This is a genomic window from Acrocarpospora phusangensis (genome assembly GCF_016862995.1).
Lineage (GTDB): Bacteria > Actinomycetota > Actinomycetes > Streptosporangiales > Streptosporangiaceae > Acrocarpospora > Acrocarpospora phusangensis.
Window position 1 is genome coordinate 35518 of the sequence record NZ_BOOA01000042.1, and the last position, 22286, is coordinate 57803.

The window sequence follows — 22286 nt, forward strand, 5'->3', positions numbered from 1 at the left end:
CCCTGATTCCGGACCCCGATTTCGACGTGACGGAGGCCAGCCCATGGCGTTGCGGCAGGACGGACGCGGCTCGATAGTCGACCCCGCCGCCACCGAGGCGGTGGCGGCGTGGAGCAGGCGCGTCGCCGACGCGTCCGACGCGCTGGGCGCGGCACGGCGGGAGGCGATACGGCTGAACGGCCTGCTGAACGCCCTGGACGTGCTCGTGTGGCGACACGACCGCGAGGCCGCCCGCGCGGCCAGGGACGCCGCCCGGGCCGCCGCCGAGCAGGCCAGAGAGGCCTTCGACGCCGCCGACACGGCCGCCCGCCGCTACGAGGCCGTCGAGGTCGTGGACGCCGAGACGGCGCTCGACCAGGCGACGCTCGCCCTCAGCCGGGCACTCGCCGAACTGCTCCGCGAAGCGTCCGTGTCGGCCTCCCTGACCGCCACCGTCGACGGCCTCGCGCTCCGCGACCGCTACCGTACGGCCACCGCGACCACCCCGCCCACCTGGGACCACACCACGATTCCCTTCCCGGCCCGCCCCGAGGACGTCATCGACCCCGAACTGGCGCTGCCGGTCGTGGACGGCCCCGACGGCGAGTACGCGCGGCTGCTCACCGTCCTCGGCGGCCTCGACGAGCAGGTGGACGCCGTCGCCGACCTCCTCGTCGCCGAGAGCCTGCACCAGCTCGTCCAGGGCAACCCGGTCCGCGCGGGCGGCTCGCTCGCAGTCACCGGCCAGGGCCAGGTCCCGGACGAGTTCGACGTCGTGACAACCCCCAGACCGGGCTACGACGTGACACACCGGGTGATCGCGCTCACCGACGCGGCCGGCCCTCCGGCGTGGACCGCGCCCCGGCCCGGCCCCGCGGCCCGGCTGGACCCGGCGACCGCCCGCTGGGCCGCGGACCTGCTGCCCGACCCGGCCGATGTCGGAGTCCGGGTCCGGTTCGCGCACGCCGACGGCACCCAGGACGCGGTGGACCTGCGCCTGTCCTCGCTCGGGCTCGACCCGCTCGGCTGGATCCGTGTGGCCGCCGACCCCGCGGAACTGGCGTTCCGCATCGCCTGGACCGCGGCCGCCGCGGCCAGGTCGCTGATCGGGACCCAGCCGTCGGCGTCGCCGGGCACGGCCGGAACCACCGGCATCGCTGGGGCCGTAACCGGGCCGGTCGGTGACGGCACCCCCTCCCTGGTGCATCGTTCGGACGGTGTGGTGGGCGCTGCTTGGGACGTAACCGGGCCGGTCGGTGACGGCGCTCCCTCCCTGGTGCGTCGTTTGGACGGTGTGGTGGGCGCTGCTTGGGACGCGGCCGGGCCGGTCGGTGACGGCGCTCCCTCCCTGGTGCATCGTTCGGACGGTGTGGTGGGCGCTGCTTGGGACGCGATCGAGCCGGTCAGTGACGGCGCCACCCTGGCCGACCTGGTGGCGGCCGCACGTGCCGCCGGCCGACTGCTCGGATCAGCCCGAGCGCTGGACGCGACCGACCTCGCCCATCCCGCCGCCTCCGACATGCCCCCGCCCGCCACGGCCGCCGTGGAGGCCGTCGCCGCGCGGGTACGCGACGTCGAGACGTGGATCGACAACCTGACGGACGCCCTCGACGCGGCAGCGGACACCGCCGACCCCGAACAACTCACCACGCTACTGCTCGAAGCCGCGACCGCCGGAGTCGCCGAAGCCGTCCCACCCCTCGATCCCGGGTCGGCCACGATCCCGCAGGATGCCGCGCTGCTGGCGAGTCTGGCCCGCTCGGCCGCCGCCCGTCTGCGGCCCCGCCGGACCGGTACGCCGTTCGCGGTCGATCCCGGCGATCCCGAGCTGTCCCTGACGCGGGCCCGGCGTAGAGCGGAGGAGCTGGCCGGTTCGCGGGTTCCGATGCCGCTGGACGTGCCGGGTCCTCGGTGGGCGGAAGCCGTACGCGATCTCGGGCCGGTGGGGGAGCGGCTGGCGGGGAGCGAGCCCGCCGCGGTGCGGGACTGGTTGTTCCGGCATGCCCGGGTTCGGCCGCCGGTCGAGGCGGTGCTGGCGGCGTTCGACGTCGCCGAGGTGCTCGGTGCCGGCGCTGTGCTCCGACCTCGCGTGACCCAGCTGCCCGCGACGGACCCCGACGCCTGGGCCGGCGGCGTTCCCCGCCCGGCCGCGGGGACGGTCTCCCTCGTGGTCCTCGCCGCGTACGAGGGAGAGGTGCCGGAATCCGTCAGCGGCCTGGTCCTGGACACCTGGACGCAGGCGGTTCCCGCGCTCGAACACGACACCGGCGTGGCGTTCCACTACGACCAGCCGGACGCCGGACCGCCGCAGGCCGTGCTCGTCGCGGTGCATCCCGATCCGTCCTCTGGAACCTGGGACCTGGACACGCTGCTGGAGGTCGTCACCTCGACTCTCGAACTGGCCAAGGACCGGGCGACCCCGGCCGAAAACGCTCGGCTGCGCGGCGTGGAGGTGCTCGATGGCTGAGGTGCTGCGCCCGGCGTCCACGGCGACGTCCGCGATCGACCGCAGGGACGCGGTCGCCGCTCCCGTGCGCGACCCGATGTGGCTGCTCGCCCGGCAGTGGCAGACCGGCGGCTTCACCGCCGACGACGCCGGCTCCCCGGTCGCGGTCGCGCTCGCCGCCGCGACCGCGCCCCTGACCGGCCCGGACGGCCTGGCCCCCGTCCCGCTGGAAGCCTGGATCGAGGCCGAGCCACCGCCGGCGCTGGACGATCTCGACGCCCGGCGCCTGGCCGCCCTGGCCACAGAACTGGTCCGCCGCCTGCGCGACGAGGGCGTGGTGGCGGCCCGCGAAGCGCTGACGACCGCCTTCCCGTTCACCCCGGACACGCCGGGGGAGCGCATCCGCCCGTTCGCCGCCCGCGTCCCCGACCCGCGCACCCTACGGGCGGCCCTGCTGCCGGAACTCGGCGAACACGGAGACGGCCAGGGCTCGCTGCCCCCGATCCAAGGGCTGGCGGCGGAGTTGACCCCCGGCGTCGAGAAGGCGTGCCGCTCCTGGCTCGCCTGGATCGCCGGCCAGGTCGCACCCGTCACGGGACCGGCGGCGACCCAGCCCGCGGCCTGGGACCCCCAACGCCTGGAGTACCGGTTCGGCCTTTCCGCGCGACTGCCCGCCGCCTCCGTCGACCTGCGAGCCGACGAGTACGACGGCACCGGCGTCGAATGGCACACCTTCGACCGGGCGGCCTTCGACCCGGCCACGGGCACCGGCACGACACCACTCCCCACGCTGGTACGGCCCACCCCGGTCACCTATCCCGGAATGCCTCGCGCCCGCTTCTGGGAGTTCGAGGACGGCGCCGTGAACCTCGACACCCTCACCGCCACCGACCCCGCCCACGCCGTCCTGGTCACCTTCGCCCACCGGTACGCCAACGACTGGTTCGTCATCCCGCTCACGGTGCCGCCCGGTGCCTGCACGATCGAGACCCTCGTGGTCACCGACAACTTCGGCGGCGCGACCCCGGTTTCGGCGGTCGCCGCGGTGGACCGGGGGAGCGGCCCGTTCCGGCTGTGGGAACTCTCCAGCCAGGACGACGACCCCGAACCGGGCGCGGGCCTGCGCATGTTCGTCCCGCCGACCCCGAAACGCCTGCACGGCGAGCCGATCGAGGACGTCCTGCTCCTCCGCGACGAACTGGCCAACCTCGCCTGGCTGGTCGAACGCACCACCCGCGACCGCGACGGCGAACCGGTCGACCGCTACCGCCGCCACCTGACGCTGCGCCCGCCGCAGGACCCGTCCTTCCATCCGGCGCAGGCGGCCACCGGCGCGCCCGCGTACCGGCTGGGCACGCCCGTCCCGGACTACTGGTATCCGCTCGTCGCCACGACCGGCGCCGACGGCCGCCCGCTCCTCGCCCTGGCCGGGCTCCCCGACGGCGCGGCCGGCGTCTCCGACGCGGGCGTCCAGGGACACCTCGTCCCCCACGACTCCGACACCGTCATCGCCGACGAGGAGGTGCCCCGCGAGGGCGTCCGCCTCATTCTCGAAGACCGGCTGACCACCGGCGGCGCCGACGTGATCCTCTGGCGGGCCCGCGCCAAACTCGCCGGCTCAGGCGAAGGCTCCTCCGGCCTCCGCTTCGACGTCCTCCTGACCGGGCCATGAGAGCGGCGGAGCCCTTCCACCGGCGCTGGTGGAAGGGCTCCGGTTCAGGGGATCAGCCGGGCGGGAAGAGGCCGTTCTTGGCGACCGGCAGGGCGAGCTGGGGGGCGCCGGCGAGGACGGCCTGCTCGGCCGGGAGGCCGGCGAGCACGGGGTTGATGTGCCGCAGGGTCAGGGTGACCGTGGGCAGGGCCGGAGTGACGATGTCGAACTTCTCCAGGTCGATCCACCGGACCAGGTTGAACGTCGCGGCGGGGATGTTGTCGCCGGCCTTCTGCACCGGCACGCACAGCTGGCGGGCGTAGAGGACCTGCGCGGGATGCGTGGGGATCGCCTGGGTCAGGACCGGGTTCAGCTGGCGCAGGGCCACCTGCTGGTTCAGCGGTTGGTTGGGGGTGATGCCGTAGCACTTCAGGTCGATGTGCCGGACGACCGACAGCACCTCGGCCGGCGGGACCAGGTTGTTCTTGATGACCGGCACGCACAGCTGCTGCGGGGTGTTCATGGAGATCTGCGTACGCGGCAGGGTCTGGAACAGCGGGTTCAGGTGGCTGAGCACGAGCCCGGTGTTCACCGTCGTGCCGGAGATCCGGTAGCAGGCCAGGTCGATGAACCTGATGAAGTCCAGCGCCGGCGACGGCGGGAGCTGGTTGTTCTTGGCGACCGGGACGCACAGCTGCTCACGCGGGCCGAGAGTGACGGTCTCGATCGGCAGGTTGGCGAGCACCGGGTTGATGTGCCGCAGCGTGAGCGTGGTGGCCGGCGGCTGGTACGGGGTGGTCCTGAAGCATTCCAGGTCGAGGAACGCGGTCAGATCCTTCGGCGTCGGCAGCGCGAGGGCGCTCGCGGGCGGCACGCAGAGGAACGCCACCGCGAGCACCGCGACGGCGGAGGATGCGAGGCGCCGGATCACTGATTTTCTACGCCCATGAATTCCGGTTACGGCTCGGTTCATTGCGGCTCCAAAATCTAGGCGGACGTCCTTTTCCGCCGAGTGTGTGCCGCGGCGGGTGGTTTTGCAATATCGCTCGAAACTTTTTTCACGCTCGAAATTCGGACCGTTGGGATTGGTGATTTAACAATAGGCATAAACGCGCTGTGAGATCGTTGAAAATTGGAGCAAGCCGCTTGTCGATGAAAGTTTCCCGGCGTCAAGGGGCGATGTCACACCAGCATGCAGCGGGGATCCGGTCAGGCGGGCGGTGGTTCGTGCCGTTCGTTGACATCCACCCTGAAGTCATATTAAATGCGCTCGACTGGCGCTCGGTCCGGTGGCCGCATTTATGGTCATGGGCCTGTAGGCGAAAACATAGATTTTGATCGGACCGGGCGATCGATAATTCGAGTTACCGGAATTCGTTCCGCCAGTCAGGGAAATGCGGGCGAACGGTCGCGGCGCCTCGCATGCCTTCTGGTTTGCCCAATAGCCGGATTGCGTCCCCTGGGCTGAAGTTCGACAGTTTCACGTAGACGGAGTCGCCGTAGGGCTCCCTGGCGGCGAACCGCCGCTCGGCGTCGCCCGCGTACATGGCCGCGAAGGTCTTCCTGAGGTGGGCCGTGTCCTCGACGTAGACGGCCTCCGCGGACAGCAGCGTTTCGACGCGGGCGAGGATGGCGCTCCGCTCCTCCTCCGTGGCCGGTCCGCGCCCGGGGCAGCCCTGCCTGCCGCAGAGTTCGACGCGGATGTCGGCGTGCTCCTCCCAGAAGTCCACGGGGACGCGAATCACCCTGGCCACGCCGGACATGCCGGAAAATTTCCTGATCACGGCATCCAGGGCCGAGGCGCGGGGGACCGAGCCCGTGAAGTACTTCTCGTCCCCCTCCGGGACGGGCTCCGTCACGGGCAGGCTGTCGGCCCCCACCGCCTCCAGCCGCCGCCGGCTCAGGACCTTCCCGTCGACATAGCCGAGCCGGGAGACCCGCAGCTTCCTCGCCTGGGCCAGGATCGCGTCGGCGTCCTCGAGCACCGATTCCCTGCCGCCGCAGGCCGGGACGGTGAGCGTGCTCTTCGTGCACATCTGGACGGCGAAACGGTCCTGAACCGGCCAGTCCTCCGGCAGGGGAGACATGCCCGGAACCTCGCCCGCGATCCCGTCCGCCAGGTCCACCTCCGGGGCCGGAGCCGGCGTGGGCACGGGCTCGGACCCGCCGAGCCGGGGGATCCACCCGGCCGCCAGGATCACGCCGACGATGCCGACGGCGACCAGCGCGGTCAGATGCCGCCGGACCCAGCCGCCGTCGGCCCGGTCCGCCGAGGCCAGCTCCTCCGCGTCCGCGGTCTCCACGATCGTGTCAGCCGGGCAGCGGGTCGCTGGCGCGGTGGGCGCGGATCTCCGCGATCAGGCCGGGTACGGCCGCCTCGATCTGGGCCCGTACGAGATCGAAACCGGCGTTGCCGCCGTAGTAGGGGTCGGGCACGTCCAGCGAGTCCGCGTCAGGGTCGAACTCGCGCAGCAGGCGCACCTTCGCCCGGTCCCGCTCGGTCGCCGCCATCGCGCGCAGGGCGCGGTGGTGTCCCCGGTCGAGGGCGACGACCAGGTCGTACCGGTCGAACCAGGCCGGGAGGAACTGGCGGGCCCGGTGCGCCGAGGTGTAGCCGGCCCGGCGCAGGACCGCCACCGTACGGCTGTCGGCCGGGTCGCCCTCGTGCCAGCCGCCCGTGCCGGAGCTGTCCACCTCGGCGTCCAGCCCCGCGTCCGCGAACCGCCGCCGGACGATGTGCTCGGCCATGGGAGAGCGGCAGATGTTGCCCGTGCAGACGAAGGTGACCCGATAGACCATGTGATCCAGTGTGCTGCACGCCCACGGCCGCCCGGGACGGCCGGTCCCCCTACCGGACGGCGCAGACCGCGGAACCGATCACCTCGGTCACCGCTTCGGGATGCGAGATCAACGTCAGATGGGACCCCCCGTCGAACTGTGTGATCTTCGCGTGGGCCCGTTGCGCCATCGCCAGCTTCGACGCCGGCGTGATGATCTGGTCCTCGCTGCTGATGAAGAACCAGGACGGGATCTTCTTCCACGCGGCCGTTCTGGACGGCGACGTGAACGCGCTGTTCGAGACCGGGCGCTGGGACGCCCACAGCCGCCTCGCGACGTTGGGCGGCTGGTCGGAGGCGAACGAACGCTCGAAGACGTCCTGTTTGAGGTAGAGGTCCTTCACTCCCTGCGGGGCGCCCGGATAGGTGACGTCGTAGTACAGAGTGGCGGGGTTCCTGTTGAGCACGGATCCGGAGCCGTTGAGCTGCCCGGTCGTCTCCCCGACGTCGGGCGCGGCGGCGTCCACGTACACCAGGGCCTTGACGTTGGGGTTGTCCGAGGCCGCGTTCGTGATCACCGAGCCGCCGTAGGAGTGCCCGACGAGCACGATCGGGCCCGAGATGGTCTTCAGATAGCCCGCCACGGCCGCGGAGTCGGTCGTCAGGTTCCGCAGCGGATTCGGTACGGCCCGGGCCACGTACCCGGCCTCCTGAAGCGTGTTCACCTCCTCGTTCCAGCTTGACGTGCCGGTCCACGCGCCGTGGACCAGGATGATCGTGGGCTTGTCGGCGCCCGTTGGCTGGCAGGGGAACGGGCTGCTTGCGGCGGTGGCCGCGTGGGCGCTCGCCGTCCCTGCCGTGGCGATCATCGAAAGGGCCAGTGGTGTGATGACCTGCCGTCTTCGTCGGGAATGTGAAGCCTTCATGGGTTTCCCCCTCCGATGACGGCCCATTAGATGATCAAGCCATATCGCATGCGCCCATCATGCCTCGGAAAACTACGCAAATAAGTCAAACAGGATTAAAACGTAGGATTTTGGGTGTATGTCACAGATCGCTGGAGGGGGCCTGGCCATCCCGACCCACTCCGGACACATCGGATGTTTGTCCTCGGTCTGATCACATACGTGCAGAGCAAAGTTCTGAGCCGCCGAGGTCGTGGAGGGCTGGCGCCCGCTCGGATGGTCTCGCAAAGGGATGGTGAGCTGCGGCGGGCGGATCTCGCGGGTCGAGACGAGGGCCGGGAGGAGATCGCTGGGATCTGATCACGAGTGGGAGAACATCGGACCATGAGTCTTGTTGCGGGCAGGTTTCGGTGCTATTTCCTTATTTCGGACCCCCCATGTGATCGGAGGAATCTGTGATCATCTCTCCGCGACGAAGACTAGGGATCTCCCTTGTCGCCGCGTTAACCCTGGCTGTCGGGTTAACTGTGCCGGTCCAGGCGCAGGCAGACCCCGCTGTGGCAGCCAACGCAGTGCAGACACCCGATGACTTGACCTTGTGGTACGACACCCCCGCGACCAACTGGGAGACCCAGGCGCTGCCGATCGGCAACGGGCCACTGGGGGCCAAGATCTTCGGTGGACTGGCCAGCGAGCAGATCCAGTTCAACGAGAAGACCCTGTGGACCGGTGGCCCCGGCACGTCCGGGTACGACTTCGGCAACTGGCGGACGCCGCGTCCCGGCGCCATCGCCGAAGTCCAGGCGCAGCTCGACCGTGACGGCAGGATGACGCCGGACGCCGTGGCCGCCAAGCTGGGGCAGGGCAAGACCGGATTCGGCTCGTACCAGACTTTTGGCGACCTGTTCCTGGACATCCCCAACGCGCCGCAGAGCTCCACCGGCTACCGCCGTGAGCTGAGCCTGCGCGACGCCGTGGCCAAGGTCGGCTACACCGCCGACGGTGTGACGTACTCCCGCGAATACTTCGCCAGCAACCCCGGCAACGTGATCGTCGGCCGGCTCTCCGCCGACCAGGCCGGCAAGGTCTCCTTCACGCTGCGGCACACCTCGCCGCGCAACGACAAGACCGTCACCGCCGCCAACGGCCGCCTCACCATCCGGGGCCAGCTGAGCGGCAACAAGATGAACTTCGAGGCCCAGGTCCAGGTCCTCACCCAGGGCGGCACCCGGGTCGACGCCGGCGACCGGATCACGGTGAACGGCGCCGACAGCGCGGTGTTCGTGCTCTCGGCGGGGACCGACTACGCCGGGTCGTACCCGGCCTACCGGGGCGCCGACCCGCACGCGGCCGTCACCGGCGCGGTGGACGGCGCCGCGGCCAAGACCTACGACCAGCTGAAGGCGGCCCACGTCGCCGACTACAAGAAGCTGTTCGACCGGGTCAAGCTGGACCTCGGCGGCACCACGCCGACGGTTCCCACCAACCAGCTGCGCGCCAACTACACGGGCGGCTCCTCCACCCAGGACCGCGCCCTCGAGGCGATGTTCTTCGCGTACGGCCGCTACCTGCTGATCTCGTCCTCCCGCGAGAACGACATCCTGCCCGCCAACCTGCAGGGCGTGTGGAACAACGTCACGAACCCGCCGTGGGACGCCGACTACCACGTCAACATCAACCTGCAGATGAACTACTGGCTGGCCGAGCAGACCAACCTGCACGAGACCACCAAGCCGTACGACAAGTACATCTCCGCGATGGTCGCCCCCGGGACCAAGACCGCGCAGGACATGTACGGCGCCCGCGGCTGGGTCGTCAACAACGAGACCAACCCGTACGGTTTCACCGGCCTGCACAACTACCCGGCCTCGTTCTGGTTCCCCGAGGCCGCGGCCTGGACGACCCAGCACATGTACGACACCTACCGCTTCACCGGCGACGTCGACTACCTGCGTGACACCGTCTACCCGGTGGTCAAGGGCGCGGCGGAGTTCTGGCTGGACTTCCTGCACACCGACCCCCGCGACGGCAAGCTGGTCGTCTCGCCCAGCTTCTCCCCGGAGAACGGCCAGTTCTCGGCCGGCGCCTCCATGTCGCAGCAGATCGTCCGCGAGGTCCTCACCAACGCGCTGGCCTCGGCCAAGAAGCTGGATGTGGACCCCGAGTTCCAGGCCGAGGTGACCGAGACGCTGAGCAAGCTCGACCCGGGCATCCGGATCGGCTCCTGGGGCCAGCTCCAGGAGTGGAAGACGGACTGGGACTCCCCGTCCGACACCCACCGGCACGTCTCCCACCTGTTCGGGCTGCACCCGGGCAACCAGATCACCGCGGGCACCCCGGCGGGCGACGCCGCCAAGATCTCCCTGAACGCGCGCGGCGACGGCGGCACCGGCTGGTCCAAGGCCTGGAAGATCAACTTCTGGGCTCGCCTGCTGGACGGCGACCGCGCCCAGAAGCTCCTCGCCGAGCAGCTCAAGTCCTCCACGCTGGACAACCTGTGGGACACCCACCCGCCGTTCCAGATCGACGGCAACTTCGGCGCCACCTCCGGCATCGCCGAGATGCTGCTGCAGAGCCAGCACGACGTGGTGCACATCCTGCCCGCGCTGCCCAGCACCTGGAAGGACGGCTCGGTGACGGGCCTGCGCGCCCGCGGTGACGTGACCGTGGACGCCGCCTGGAAGAACGGCGCCCCCGACACGGCCACCATCCGGCCCGGCAAGACCGGCCCGATCAAGGTCAAGTCGTCCATCGTCCTCGGCCACTACCGCCTGTACGACGAGCAGGGCGACACCGTCACGGCGCAGCGCGACGGCGACACCCTGACGTGGACGGCGCAGGCGGGCAAGGCGTACACGATCGAGAACGAGTCCGCCGTCACCATGAAGGCGCCGGCCTCGGCCTCGCCCTCTGTGCCGTTCGAGGCGGAGGTCACCGTGACCGCCCTGCGCGACCGCACGGTGCCGGCCTCCGACGTGACCCTGACCGCGCCCGCGGGCTGGACCGTCGCCCCGGCTTCCGCGCACGTGCCGGAGGCCGCGCCCGGTTCGCCCCGTACGGTGAAGTTCACCGTCACGCCGGGACCGGCCGACGGGACGCGCCAGGCGCAGCTCGCCGCCAAGGTGACCGGTGAGGGCTGGACGGGCTCGGCCACGGCCGTGCTCGCCCTGGTCCCGTGCGCGAGCCCCGCGCCCGGATCCGTGGTGGTCGCGTGGGACCCGACCTCGGGCTCCACCGTGCTCGACTACTCGGGCAACAACCGCAACGCCACCGTCGCGGGCGGCGCCGCCGCCTACGACACCACCGCGCCGACCGGCAGCGGGCTGACGCTCACCGGCAACACCTACATGGTCACCGGCAACACCCTGCTCGGATACCTGCCCGAGGCCACCTTCGCGGCCGAGGTGAAGATCGGCGGCAGCGGGTACCGCCGTCTGTTCGACTCCCAGCCGTCCGGCAACCCCGGCAACGACGGCGTCCTCATCGACGTGACCCCCAGCAACCAGCTGCGGTTCATCGGCGCGGGCGCGGGCGTCACCCTGAACACCACCCTGCCGACCGGCCGCTGGGTCGACGTGGTCGTCACCCTGGACCGCACCGGCCTGGTCACCGCCTACTGGGACGGCGTGCAGCGGGCCACCGCGCAGGTCACCTCCGACGGCATCACCGGCTGCACCTCCCGGTCGCTCCGGTTCGCCGCCGACCAGGGCGGCGGCCAGCGCATGACCGGCGCCGTGGACCGCGCCGTCATCATCGCCAAGAAGCTGTCCGCCGACGAGATCCGCACCTGGAAGGTGTCGGCCGACAAGTTCCCGCCGGTCACGGCCGCGACGACCACCCCGTCCCCGCCGGCCGGCGGCTGGTTCACCGGCCCGGTGCTGGCCACGCTGACCGGCGTCGACGAGGCGCAGGGCAGCGGGTACGACCGCAGCGAGTTCCAGCTCGACGGCGGCGCCTGGACCGCGTACGCGGACTCGGTCGCCATCACCGGCGACGGCCCGCACACGCTGGCCTACCGCTCCACCGACAAGGCCGGCAACGTCGAGACCGCCAAGACCCTCGCGGTCAAGGTGGACGCGACCGCGCCGGTCACCACCGCGGACGCCGCCCCGGCCGGGGACACCGGCTGGCACAACGGCAGCGTGCCCGTGGTCCTCACCGCGACGGACGCCACGTCCGGTGTGGCGGGCACCGAGTACTCGCTGGACGGCGCCGCCTGGACGCCGTACACCACGACGGTGAGCATCACCGGCGAGGGCGAGCACGAGCTGCGCTACCGCTCGACCGACAAGGCCGGCAACGCCGAGGAGATCAAGGCCGTCACGGTCAAGATCGACGACAGCGCGCCCACCGTCCTCGTCACCGGCGTCGCCGACGGCACCGAGTACGGCGACAGCCTCGACCTGGCCATCGGCTGGGACGTCGTCGACGCGGGCTCCGGCGTGAAGACGGTCACCGGCACCCTGGACGGCCAGCCGTTCCAGCAGGGCACGGTCCAGCCGCTCCACCAGCTGGCCCTGGGCGAGCACACGCTCGTCGTCACGGCCGTCAACAACGCCGGCAAGCAGACGGTGCAGACGGTGAAGTTCTCCGTCTGGACCTCGACCGACGACATCTCCGCCCTGATCACCCGCTTCGAGGCCGCCGGGAAGCTCTCCGCGACCGGCGCCTTCAAGCTCCAGGACGACATCTCCAAGGTCATGGTCTCGGAGGACAAGGGCCGCGAACGCGACAAGAAGAAGATCGTCAAGAAGCTCAACAGGTTCATCGAGGCGGTCAACGACCCGAAGATCGTCTCCGACGCCCAGGTCAAGGCGCTGCTCCTCCGCGACGCCCAGGCCCTGATCGCCGAAAACACCCCAGAGGGCTGACATAAGGGGGCATAAGCCCCAAGCAAACCCAGGCCCCCGCGACTCACGTCGCGGGGGCCTGCCGCATGTCCGCCCCGGCGAACCCTCGCCCGCCGTCCCGGCGGTCTATTCCTTCAGCTTCTGGTGGACGACCGATTCGACCTCCGCGCCCCGTGCCATGGCGCCGAGTACGGCGCGAAACAGCCGGCCTGTGGTCTGGAAGATTCGCGGCGAAGAAGAGATTTCGCTATAGACGCCGCGGTCTATACGGAGAACACCTGCTGGAACATCGAATTCCGACGGTTGCTCCAGTAGGCCAGAAAGGAGCGGCCTGGCGAATTCCATTGGCAGGCCGGCCCTTGTCGCCGGGGCTTGCAAATCTGCTCCGATATCTGCGGACACATGTAGTTCGACATTGAGGAAGCCACCTCGATCAGGGATGAACTCGCCGCCGACCAGCGCGTATGGTCCCGTGCCGAAGAACCGTTTCAGCTCCACAAGAGCCCTCACGGTTGTGATTGAATCAAGCGGCTCCCGTGGTTGAGCGGAAGTGAGGGAGTCAGTCGAATCGAATCTGGCTGATAGTCGATCCTGTTCAATGACTACGCGATAACGCGAGTTCTCTATTGTCGTCCTCATGGATCCCCCAGGCGTGTAGGGTCTGCCAAGCCATCAAGGCCTGAACCGCTTCAGGTTTCAGCGTTTCTGGATAAGTCCATCGTCCATCAGTTTCTTCCCGCTACACACGCCGGGTCGAGTGGGGTTTCATGAGGAGATGGGTGTGCGGGTTGGCGTGTTGGTCTGGGGTGGCGAGGTGTGGTCGGCGGGGGTTGAGGTGTGGCGTCGTGTGGAGGAGTGGGGGTTCTCGCACGCGTGGGTGTATGACCATGTCGAGTGGCGTGGTGTCCGGCCGTGGTTCGACGCGTACGCGGTGCTGGCCGCGGCCGCTGCGGTCACTTCGAGGGTCGGTTTGGGGCCGTTGGTGACCACGCCGAACTTCCGGCATCCCGTCCCGGCCGCGCATGCTCTCAAGACGGTCGACGACATATCCGGTGGCCGGCTGACGGTGGGTCTGGGTGCGGGTAGCGACGTGGACGACCTGGGGGTGCTGGGTGCGGCTCCGCCGGATTCACGTGAACGCGCCCGGCGTTTCGCCGAATGGGTGGACCTGCTCGATCTGGCCTTCGCTGACGAGCCGGTCAGTCGGCAAGGTCACACCTGGTCGACGACGCGGACCCTGGTGGGCGGGCCGCGGCCGCCGTTCGCGATCGCCGCCGGAGGCCCGCTGGGAATGCGGGTGGCCGCCCGTCATGCGCGGACGTGGGTGACTTTGGGCAATCGGTACCGCCGTACGGGGACGGCGGAGGCTGCAGTACGGCGTCAGTCGGCCCTGCTCGGCGAGGCGTGTGCGGAGATCGGCCGCGATCCGGGGGGACTTGACCGGCTGCTGCTGTCGGGGGTGACCGATGAACGGCCGCTGGCCTCGGTGCAGGCGTTCGACGACTATGCCGGTCGCTACGAGGAGCTCGGCATCACGGACATCGTGGTGCATTGGCCTCTGCCGGAGGGGAGGTTCGCCGCCGACCTTCGAGTTCTGGAACAGATCGCGGGCGCACGGCGAACGCCTTGAGCGGGTCACCCGGCCGCGGGGGCGGGGAGGGCGGCGTGCTGGTAGGGCGTCGGGGCCATTCCGGGCTGGACGACCAGGGTCGTGCCCGAGGTGTCGGCGTACAGGGCCGCTTCCACGGCGGACGCGACGTCCTCGGCTGTCAGCATCGGGATGCCCGCCTGGACCATCATGTCCTTGACGGGCGCGACCAGCGGGGTGTCGGTGAAGCCCGGGCAGACGGCGCCGATCCTGACTCCGTCCCGGGAGAGCGGCTCGGCCAGGGCCCGTACCAGGCCGACTGTGGCGTGTTTGCTCATGGAGTAGATCGGGTCGATGCCGAAGCCGACGAGGCCGGCCAGAGAGGAGGTGACCACGATCGAGCCGCCACCGGAGTTCTTGAGCAGGGGGAGGGCGGCCGCCACGCCGTAGACGACGGCGTCGACGTTGACGCCCATCACGGTCCGGTACCGCTCGGCGTCGAAGGCCGACATGTCGAGGCCGCCGTTGGTCCCGGCGTTGAGATGGACGAGGTCGAGGCGGCCGTACCGTTCCTGCGCGAGCGCGACGGCCCGCAGCGAGGTCTCCGGTGAACTGACGTCACCCGCCACCGGCACGCCGCGCACCTCCTGGGCGATCCGCTCGACGCCTTCGCCGTCGCGATCGACCAGGACGCAGGCGACTCCGTTCGCCGACAGGCGCCGGGCTACCGCGGCTCCGATACCGCTGGCCGCTCCGGTGATCAGTGCGACTGTGTTCATGAGCGCTCCTTGGGGAAGGGCCGCAACAAGGGATATGCGGCGAAAAGGGATCGGTTTGACCGGCTGCGAGGGGTGCTTGCACGTCAGCGGCGAGAAGTTCGGAGCGAGACCCCATCGACGATGGTGTGGATCATTGACTTCCAGCTGGGGGTCACCCAGGACCGGGCCGCGAAGCCGGCGGCCGTTTCGACGACGGCGTGGACGACCGTGAGCACGGCGGCGATGATGAGGCCCGCGTTGGTCCAGTAGGCCACGTCGGAGTTCCATCCGGCCGCGTCCGTGAAGGCGGGGTTGAGCAGCCGGTCGCCGGCCGCGATCCAGATCAGGAGGGTGGTGCCGGCGACGCTGAGCAGGACGGCGGCGACCGCGACGGGGACGCTCCAGCGGAGGTAGCTCTTGGCGACGGTGACGCCGAGGCCGGCGAGCGCGAGGCCGAGGAACACGTACACCACACCGGTCTCCCACAGCCAGGGCGAGAGGATGCCGACGGGGTCGCCGGCGGCGTCGGTCTGGGTGCTGACGACCGGGGAGAGCAGGACGAACGTGGTGAACAGGACCGCCACCACGCTCTCGGCGATCACCGTGCCGTGGCGGGCGCGGCGGCTGGGCGGCTGCGGGAGCGCGTCGGGCGTCCACTGCCGGGCCGGTACGGTTCGCAGGCTGGCGGTCCGTTCGATGACGGCGAACAGCAGCGTGGTCCAGAAGACGATGTGGACGGCCGTGGTGACCGCCGTGCCGAGCGTCCCCGCGATCACCGATCCGGCGCTCTCACCGCGCAGGATGCCGAGGAATCCGGTGGCTCCCGCGGTGGCGGGCACGACGATCACCAGGATGGCCACCACAAGCCGGATGTAGTCGAGATACAGGCCGGGGCCGATGAGGTGCAGGGGGCGGTCGGCGTAGCCGGCGGCCAGCCGCGCCGGGTCGCCGAGCTCGGTGAGCACCGCGTGCTCCGCCTCGGCGGGGTCGCTTCCGGCGTCGGTGCGGTCGTCGATGGCGTCCGCGATCGAGGCGCGCAGCTCTCGTTCGATGTCCGGGCGCTGCCTGGCGGGTAAGCGGCGCAGGGTGAGGTCGACGTAACGATCGGTGAGGGTGGTGGCGGTCATGATTCCTCCTTCAAGGCGTGAAAGGCGGCGTTCAGCTCTTCCCAGTCGCGGCTCAGGGTGTCGGCGAGCGCGGCGCCTTGATCGCTGGTCCGGTAGAACTTGCGGGGCCGGGATTCCTCGGTGTTCCAGTCGCTGGTGAGCAGTTCCTGCTTTTCCAGGCGGCGCAGCAGCGGGTAGAGGGTGTCGGCGTCGACGGCGAACCCGGACCGGTCGAGCTGGCCCAGCAGGGCGTATCCGTAGTTGGGCTTCTTCAGGATGAGCAGGCAGGCCAGGACGATGGTCCCCCGCCGCAGTTCCTGTTGGTGCAGTGCGTACAGCTCCGGCATGACCACACATTAGTGTGCGTCACACACTATTGCAAGACGCACAATGATGTACGCCTCGGGAAAACGCGACCGGGCCCCCGCGACATGCGTCGCGGGGGCCCGGCGGCGTGGCTCAGGCCTGGGTGCCGGCGTTGCGCTGGGATTCGGACAGGAGGGCGAGGTAGCCGTCGGAGACGATGCGCTTGGCTCGGGTGGCGTAGGAGGCGGGGTCGTCCGGGGCGAAGGTGCCGAGGCCGTCGACGTACCGGTTGTACATGCAGAACGCGGCCGCGATGAGGACGGTGTCGTGGATTTCGACGTCGGTGGCGCCCGTGTCGCGGGCGGCCGAGACGAGCTGGCCGGTGACGCGGAGGCCGCCCTGCTGGACGGCTGCCGCGATGTTCAGCAGGGCGCGCAGTTTGGGGGAGATGGGGGCGGCGCCGAGGTCGTCGCGGACCTGTTCGACGAGGTCCATGCCGCCGTCGAGCTGGGCCGCCGCGTACGCCGCGTGGGAGGAGTAGCAGTAGCGGCATTCGTTGAGCGCCGACACGTACGCCGCGATCAGCTCACGCTCGCCGCGCGTGAGGGTGTTGTCCGCGCGCAACAGGGCTTCGACCAGCTCGTTCAACGGCCGGGCCGTCTCCGGACGGAACGTGAAAAGTCCCCGGATTCCCGGTTCGTCGGACAGCAGCGCGATGTGCGGCATGGGCTTGTCTCCCTCGGGTCGCGAACACTCCGGACGCAGGATTCGGGATCGTCCGTGCCGCGTCAACGATTCCGGCCGTACAGAGCAAGAACTAGAGGGTGCGGGCGGCGGTGACCGTGTTGGCGAGGAGCATGGCGATGGTCATCGGGCCGACGCCGCCGGGCACGGGCGTGATCGCGCCGGCGACCGCGCTGACGGCGGGGAAGTCGACGTCGCCGCGCAGGCCGCCGGGGGTGCGGTGGATGCCGACGTCGATGACGGTCGCGCCGGGCTTCACCGCGTCGGCGGCGACCAGCCCGCGGATGCCGGCCGCGACGACGAGGACGTCCGCGCGCCGGCAGACCGCCGCGAGGTCGCGCGTACGCGAGTGGCAGACGGTCACCGTGGCGTCGCGGCCCAGCAGCAGCTGCGCCATCGGTTTGCCGACCAGGGAGGAGCGGCCGACGACGACGGCCTCGGCGCCGGACAGCGTGGCCCCGTGGGCGTCCAGGAGTTCGAGGACGCCGAGCGGGGTGCAGGGACGCAGCCCCGGACGGCCGAGGGCGAGCCGTCCGGCGCTGGTCTCGGTCAGGCCGTCCACGTCCTTGTCCGGCGGGATGAGCGCCAGCAGCGCGTCGGCGTCCAGATGCGGTGGCAGCGGTAACTGGAGCAGGATGCCGGTGACGCCGGGATCGTCGCCGAGCGCGCGGATCGCCTCGGCGAGCTCGTCCTGGGTGACGTCCGCGTCGAACCTGCGGTGCAGGTCGCGGATGCCCACCGCGACGCACTGCCGCCGCTTGTTGCGTACGTAGAGGGCGGAGGCGGGGTCGTCGCCGACGAGCACGGTGGCGAGGCCCGGCGCGCGGCCGAGGGCGGCGATGTCGCCCGTCGCGCGCGCCACGACCTTCTCGGCGAGGAGCCGGCCGTCCAGGATCGCCGCCGTCATGCGGGCACCTCGCCGAAGACCGCACGCAGCGAGGGCGCGATCGCCGCGGCGGCCGCGGGGCCGTACGCGTCGGAGAGTCGCTCGGCGGCGTCGAGGGCGGTGAGCGTCCACTCCTGGCTGCCGACGCTCTCCAGTACGGCGGTGGCGATCAGCGAGGCCAGCTGGGCCGCCTGCTCGACGGGGAGCCCGTCGTCGATCCCGGCGAGGAATCCGGCCCGGAAGGCGTCGCCCACGCCGGTCGGGTCGAGGATCTCCCGCGCCGGCACGGCGTCCACCCGGATCTCGGCGCCGTCCCGCCCGGCGAGCAGCGCGCCCTTGTCGCCGAGCGTGGTGATCCGCAGCCCCACCCGTTCGGTGACCTCGCGCTCGGACCACCCGGTACGGCGGACGAGCAGCTCCCACTCGTACTCGTTGGTGAACAGGTACCTCGCCCCGTCCACCAGGGCCCGGCAGTCGTCGCGGTCCAGCCGGGGCAGCTGCTGCGACGGGTCGGCGGCGACCGCCACGCCCAGCCGGCGGGCCTGGGCGGTGTGGGCCAGCATGGCCTCCGGGTCGCTGGCCCCGACGAGCACCAGGGCGACGCCCCGGGACTCGATGACCGGCGCCAGGTCGATGGAACGCGAGGCGGCCATCGCGCCCGGGTAGAACGAGGCGATCTGGCACTGGTCGTCGTCGGTCATGCAGCTGAAGCGCGGGGTGTGCGCGCCGGCGACGGTCAGCACGCCGCCGCAGTCCACGCCGTGCCGTTCCAGCCAGGAGCGGTAGTCGGCGAAGTCGGCGCCCACGGCCCCCGCGAGCACGGGGTTCTTGCCGAGGACGCCCAGCGAGAAGGCGATGTTGGCGGCGACGCCGCCACGCCGGATCTCCAGGTCGTCCACGAGGAAGCTGAGCGAGACCCGGTCGAGCCGCTCGGCGATCAGGTGCTCGCTGAACCGGCCGGGGAAGTGGGTGAGATGGTCGGTCGCGATCGAACCGGTGACCGCGATGGGGCCGATGGCCATGTCTGTGCCTCCTGGGCGTACAGCGGTCAGAAGACGACGGTGGTGGAGCCGTCGACGAACACGCGGTCGGCGCAGTGCCAGTCGACCGCGCGGGCGAGCACGGACCGCTCGATGTCCGCGCCCCTGCGGATCAGGTCGCGGATGCCGGTCTTGTGGGACACGCGTACGACGTCCTGCTCGATGATCGGCCCCTCGTCGAGGTCCTCGGTGGCGTAGTGCGCGGTCGCGCCGATGAGCTTGACCCCGCGCGCCTTCGCCCGCTCGTACGGGCCGGCCCCCGCGAACGCCGGCAGGAACGAATGGTGAATGTTGATCACCGGTACGCCCACGTCGTCCAGGAAGTCCGCGGACAGGATCTGCATGTACCGGGCCAGCACCACCAGATCGACCTTGCCCGCGACGGCGTCCAGCTGGGCCAGCTCGGCCTCCGCCTTCATCGCCGGGTTGACCGGGATGTGCAGGAAGGGCGTGCCGAATCCGGCGACGTCCCGCTCCAGGTCGGCGTGGTTGGAGATGACCGTGACGACCTCGATCGGCAGTTCGCCGCGCCGCTGCCGCCACAGCAGGTCGAGCAGGCAGTGGTCGTGCCGGGACACGAAGATCGCGACGCGGGCGGGCGTCGCCGCCGCCCGTACCCGGAAGGTGGCCCGCAGGCGGCGCGCCACCTCGAACTCGAACTGCCGCTCCAGCTCGGGCAGGCGTTCCCGCACCCGGCCCAGCTGGAACTCGGTGCGCAGCATGAACCGGCCGCCGCGGGAGCCGGTGGAGAACTGGTCCGACTGGAGGATGTTGGCGCCCTGCCGGTAGAGGAAGGAGCTGATGAGGGCCACGATGCCGGGCCCGTCCGGGCACGAGACGACCAGGCGCCCGATCTCGTCCGGAGCGGCCGGTTCGGCGGGGGAGGCCGCGACGGGTTGCGCGGTGAGGGCGATCGACACGATGTCTTCCCTCCGGTTCAGACCATCGAGGGCGTGGCGTCGGCGCTCAGCCCGGCGGCCGCCCGCAGCTCGCCGGCCCGGTCGGTACGCTCCCAGGGCAGGTCCACGTCGGTACGGCCGAAGTGTCCGTACGCGGAGGTCGCCCCGTAGATGGGCCGGTGCAGGTCGAGGTAGCTGCGGAACGCGGCGGGACGCAGGTCGAAGCAGTCCGTGACGAGCTTTTCGATCAGCGCGGGGTCCACGCGCTCGGTCCCGAACGTGTCGATCAGCAGGGAGACCGGCCTGGCCACCCCGATCGCGTACGCGACCTGCACCTCGGCCCGGCGCGCGAGACCGGCGGCGACGACGTTCTTGGCGACGTGGCGGGCGGCGTACGCGGCCGAGCGGTCGACCTTGGACGGGTCCTTGCCGGAGAACGCGCCCCCGCCGTGCCGGGCGAACCCGCCGTACGTGTCGATGATGATCTTGCGGCCGGTGAGGCCGGCGTCGCCCACGGGGCCGCCGATGACGAAACGCCCCGTCGGGTTGACGAGGAGGCCGCGGTGCAGCTCGTCGGGGTCGTACAGGCCCTCGGGGAGGACGGGGGCGACGACGGTGCGCCACATGTCCTCGCGGATCTGGGCGGCGGTCGCCTCCTCGGCGTGCTGGGTGGAGAGGAGCACGCGTTCGATGCCGGCCGGGACGCCGTCGCGGTAGCGGATGGTGACCTGCGTCTTGCCGTCCGGCCGCAGGTAGCCGGCCGCGCCGCTGGTGCGCACGAACGCCAGCCGGCGGGACAGGCGGTGGGCGAGCGTGATCGGCATCGGCATCAGCTCGGGCGTGTCGTCGCAGGCGTAGCCGAACATCATGCCCTGGTCGCCCGCGCCGACCCGGTCGAACGCGTCGTCGGACAGGCCCTCACGGTGCTCGTGGGCCCGGTCGACGCCCTGGGCGATGTCGGGGGACTGCTTGTCCAGCGCGACCAGGACGGCGCAGTGGTGGCCGTCGAAGCCGTACGCGCCGTCGTCGTAGCCGATGCGGGTGACCGTGTCGCGGACGATGCGCGTGTAGTCCAGCTGCTCGGGCGTGGTGATCTCACCGGCGAGCACCACCATGCCAGTCGTGATCATGGTCTCGCAGGCCACCCGGGAGTACGGGTCGGCGGTCAGCGCGGCGTCCAGGACGGCGTCGGAGATCGCGTCGGCGATCTTGTCCGGGTGGCCTTCGGTGACCGACTCGGACGTGAACAGGAAGTCGTTCTTCTTCATGACGTTACTCCTTCGAGGATCGCCTCGGTGGTTTCCGTGGAAGCGGTCAGTTCGTCCCGGACGATGCGGGTGCCGCGGACCATGGCGGCCAGCTTCGCCCGGGCGGTCGCGCCGGTGACGTTGCGCAGCCCGCAGTCGGGGTTGATCATCAGCCGTTCGGCCGGGACGTGCCGCAGGGCGCGGCGGATGCGGGTCGCGATGAGCTCGGGCGGCTCGACGCCGGAGGTCTTGACGTCCACGACGCCGAGCCCCAGGTCGCCGCGCCAGCCGAACTTCTCGATGATGGTGAGGTCGTCGTCGCCCTTGCGGGCGAACTCCAGGACCAGCTGGTCGATGTCGGCGTCCAGGACCTCGGGGAACAGGAAGTCGTAGTGGCCCTCCCAGGACGGGCGGGCGTACCGGTTGCCGTAGCAGACGTGCAGCGCCCAGGTGACGTCCACGCCGGCGGTGACCACGTTGACGGCGTCGACGGCCAGCCCGATCTGGCCGGTGTGGCCGGCCAGGAACGGCTCGTCGATCTGGAGCAGCTCCGCGCCCTGCTCGGCCAGCGCGCGGGCCTCGGCGTTGAGTACGGCGGCCATCGCCATGACCAGGTCCCGCCGGCTCACCGGGCCGCGTTCGTGTACCCGGCAGGCGAGCGAGAACGGGCCGGTGAAGGAGAACTTGATCGGCGCGGCGGTCTGGCCGGAGGTGAACGCGTAGTCGGCGGCCAGGCCGAGCGGCGAGGGACCCGTCGGCGCGGGCAGGGCGGCGACCCTCGCCTCGTGGTAGTCGAAGTAGAAGTCCTTGACCGGGTCCGGGATCTCGATGCCGGGCATGCGGGCCAGCGTGTAGTCGATGTCGTTGTCCCGGCGCAGCTCGCCGTCGGAGACGATGTCGATGCCCGCCAGGTCCTGGTCGCGCAGCGCGGCCTTGATGGCCATGTCGTGCACGTCCTGGAGCTGGCTGTAGCTCATCCGGCCCCGGGAGTGGTCGGTCTTGAGCCGTTCCATCCACTCGGGCACCGGGTAGGAGCCGACGACCGTCGTGGGCAGCACCGGCACGCGGGCGCGAACCGTTCCTCTCGCGGTTCCTGTTGCCATG

18 protein-coding genes are annotated in these 22286 nt (G+C 70.7%); 4 read left to right on the top strand and 14 right to left on the bottom strand.

Features of this window, described 5'->3' with window-relative positions; all coding sequences use genetic code 11:
- The first annotated feature begins 43 nt into the window (after positions 1 to 43).
- A complete protein-coding gene (locus Aph01nite_RS24190) occupies positions 44 to 2446 on the top strand; it encodes a hypothetical protein (RefSeq protein ID WP_204043260.1) in 2403 nt (800 codons plus the stop codon).
- Positions 2439 to 4097 carry a hypothetical protein gene (locus Aph01nite_RS24195; protein WP_204043261.1) on the top strand — a complete coding sequence of 553 codons (1659 nt, stop codon included), beginning with the start codon at positions 2439 to 2441 and terminating at the stop codon, positions 4095 to 4097. The genes Aph01nite_RS24190 and Aph01nite_RS24195 overlap by 8 nt, the downstream gene beginning before the upstream one ends.
- A 52-nt stretch (positions 4098 to 4149) precedes the next feature.
- Here Aph01nite_RS24195 and Aph01nite_RS24200 read toward each other — a convergent pair whose 3' ends face one another.
- The 4 genes from Aph01nite_RS24200 to Aph01nite_RS24215 all read right to left on the bottom strand — a co-directional run bounded on the left by Aph01nite_RS24200 (position 4150) and on the right by Aph01nite_RS24215 (position 7722).
- On the bottom strand, positions 4150 to 5007 hold the full coding sequence (locus tag Aph01nite_RS24200; RefSeq protein WP_239161921.1) for a hypothetical protein: 858 nt from the start codon (positions 5005 to 5007) through the stop codon (positions 4150 to 4152).
- A gap of 433 nt (positions 5008 to 5440) precedes the next feature.
- Entirely contained in the window at positions 5441 to 6379 is a 939-nt protein-coding gene (locus tag Aph01nite_RS24205) for a hypothetical protein (protein ID WP_204043263.1), read from the bottom strand.
- A gap of 7 nt (positions 6380 to 6386) precedes the next feature.
- Positions 6387 to 6875: a low molecular weight protein-tyrosine-phosphatase gene (locus tag Aph01nite_RS24210; RefSeq protein ID WP_204043264.1), complete on the bottom strand. Its 489-nt coding sequence runs from the start codon at positions 6873 to 6875 to the stop codon at positions 6387 to 6389.
- 49 nt (positions 6876 to 6924) lie between these two features.
- Positions 6925 to 7722, bottom strand: a complete 798-nt coding sequence (locus tag Aph01nite_RS24215; RefSeq protein ID WP_204043265.1) for an alpha/beta fold hydrolase — start codon at positions 7720 to 7722, stop codon at positions 6925 to 6927.
- Between the two features lie 626 nt (positions 7723 to 8348).
- On the opposite strand from Aph01nite_RS24215, the gene Aph01nite_RS24220 reads away from it, so the two are divergent.
- Entirely contained in the window at positions 8349 to 12629 is a 4281-nt protein-coding gene (locus Aph01nite_RS24220; protein WP_204043266.1) for a glycosyl hydrolase family 95 catalytic domain-containing protein, read from the top strand.
- Positions 12630 to 12734: 105 nt separating this feature from the next.
- Here Aph01nite_RS24220 and Aph01nite_RS24225 read toward each other — a convergent pair whose 3' ends face one another.
- On the bottom strand, positions 12735 to 13118 hold the full coding sequence (locus Aph01nite_RS24225) for a hypothetical protein (protein ID WP_204043267.1): 384 nt from the start codon (positions 13116 to 13118) through the stop codon (positions 12735 to 12737).
- Positions 13119 to 13389: 271 nt separating this feature from the next.
- Here Aph01nite_RS24225 and Aph01nite_RS24230 point away from each other — a divergent pair, with 271 nt between their 5' ends.
- A complete protein-coding gene (locus Aph01nite_RS24230; RefSeq protein WP_373872318.1) occupies positions 13390 to 14238 on the top strand; it encodes an LLM class flavin-dependent oxidoreductase in 849 nt (282 codons plus the stop codon).
- Positions 14239 to 14243: 5 nt separating this feature from the next.
- Here Aph01nite_RS24230 and Aph01nite_RS24235 read toward each other — a convergent pair whose 3' ends face one another.
- The 9 genes from Aph01nite_RS24235 to Aph01nite_RS24275 form a co-directional block, all read right to left on the bottom strand.
- Positions 14244 to 14975 (bottom strand): SDR family oxidoreductase, encoded by a 732-nt coding sequence (locus Aph01nite_RS24235; RefSeq protein ID WP_204043269.1) that lies wholly within the window; start codon positions 14973 to 14975, stop codon positions 14244 to 14246.
- Positions 14976 to 15058: 83 nt separating this feature from the next.
- Positions 15059 to 16081, bottom strand: coding sequence for a permease prefix domain 1-containing protein (locus Aph01nite_RS24240; RefSeq protein WP_204043270.1), 1023 nt, complete (start codon positions 16079 to 16081; stop codon positions 15059 to 15061).
- Complete coding sequence (locus Aph01nite_RS24245; protein ID WP_307836797.1) at positions 16078 to 16407, bottom strand: PadR family transcriptional regulator; 330 nt, start codon at positions 16405 to 16407, stop codon at positions 16078 to 16080. Before Aph01nite_RS24245 ends, Aph01nite_RS24240 begins: the two co-directional genes overlap by 4 nt.
- 112 nt (positions 16408 to 16519) lie before the next feature.
- The gene (locus Aph01nite_RS24250; protein ID WP_204043272.1) at positions 16520 to 17092 is read right to left on the bottom strand and encodes a carboxymuconolactone decarboxylase family protein; all 573 of its coding nucleotides are present in this window, start codon (positions 17090 to 17092) and stop codon (positions 16520 to 16522) included.
- Between the two features lie 91 nt (positions 17093 to 17183).
- The gene (folD, locus tag Aph01nite_RS24255) at positions 17184 to 18017 is read right to left on the bottom strand and encodes a bifunctional methylenetetrahydrofolate dehydrogenase/methenyltetrahydrofolate cyclohydrolase FolD (protein ID WP_204043273.1); all 834 of its coding nucleotides are present in this window, start codon (positions 18015 to 18017) and stop codon (positions 17184 to 17186) included.
- Positions 18014 to 19018, bottom strand: coding sequence for a carbohydrate kinase family protein (locus Aph01nite_RS24260; RefSeq protein WP_204043274.1), 1005 nt, complete (start codon positions 19016 to 19018; stop codon positions 18014 to 18016). The genes folD and Aph01nite_RS24260 overlap by 4 nt, the downstream gene beginning before the upstream one ends.
- Positions 19019 to 19044: 26 nt before the next feature.
- Positions 19045 to 19956, bottom strand: a complete 912-nt coding sequence (gene purU, locus Aph01nite_RS24265; protein WP_275419280.1) for a formyltetrahydrofolate deformylase — start codon at positions 19954 to 19956, stop codon at positions 19045 to 19047.
- 17 nt (positions 19957 to 19973) lie between these two features.
- Positions 19974 to 21203 (bottom strand): methionine adenosyltransferase, encoded by a 1230-nt coding sequence (gene metK / locus Aph01nite_RS24270; RefSeq protein ID WP_204043275.1) that lies wholly within the window; start codon positions 21201 to 21203, stop codon positions 19974 to 19976.
- The gene (locus tag Aph01nite_RS24275) at positions 21200 to 22285 is read right to left on the bottom strand and encodes a uroporphyrinogen decarboxylase/cobalamine-independent methonine synthase family protein (protein ID WP_204043276.1); all 1086 of its coding nucleotides are present in this window, start codon (positions 22283 to 22285) and stop codon (positions 21200 to 21202) included. The genes metK and Aph01nite_RS24275 overlap by 4 nt, the downstream gene beginning before the upstream one ends.
- Position 22286: the final 1 nt, after the last annotated feature.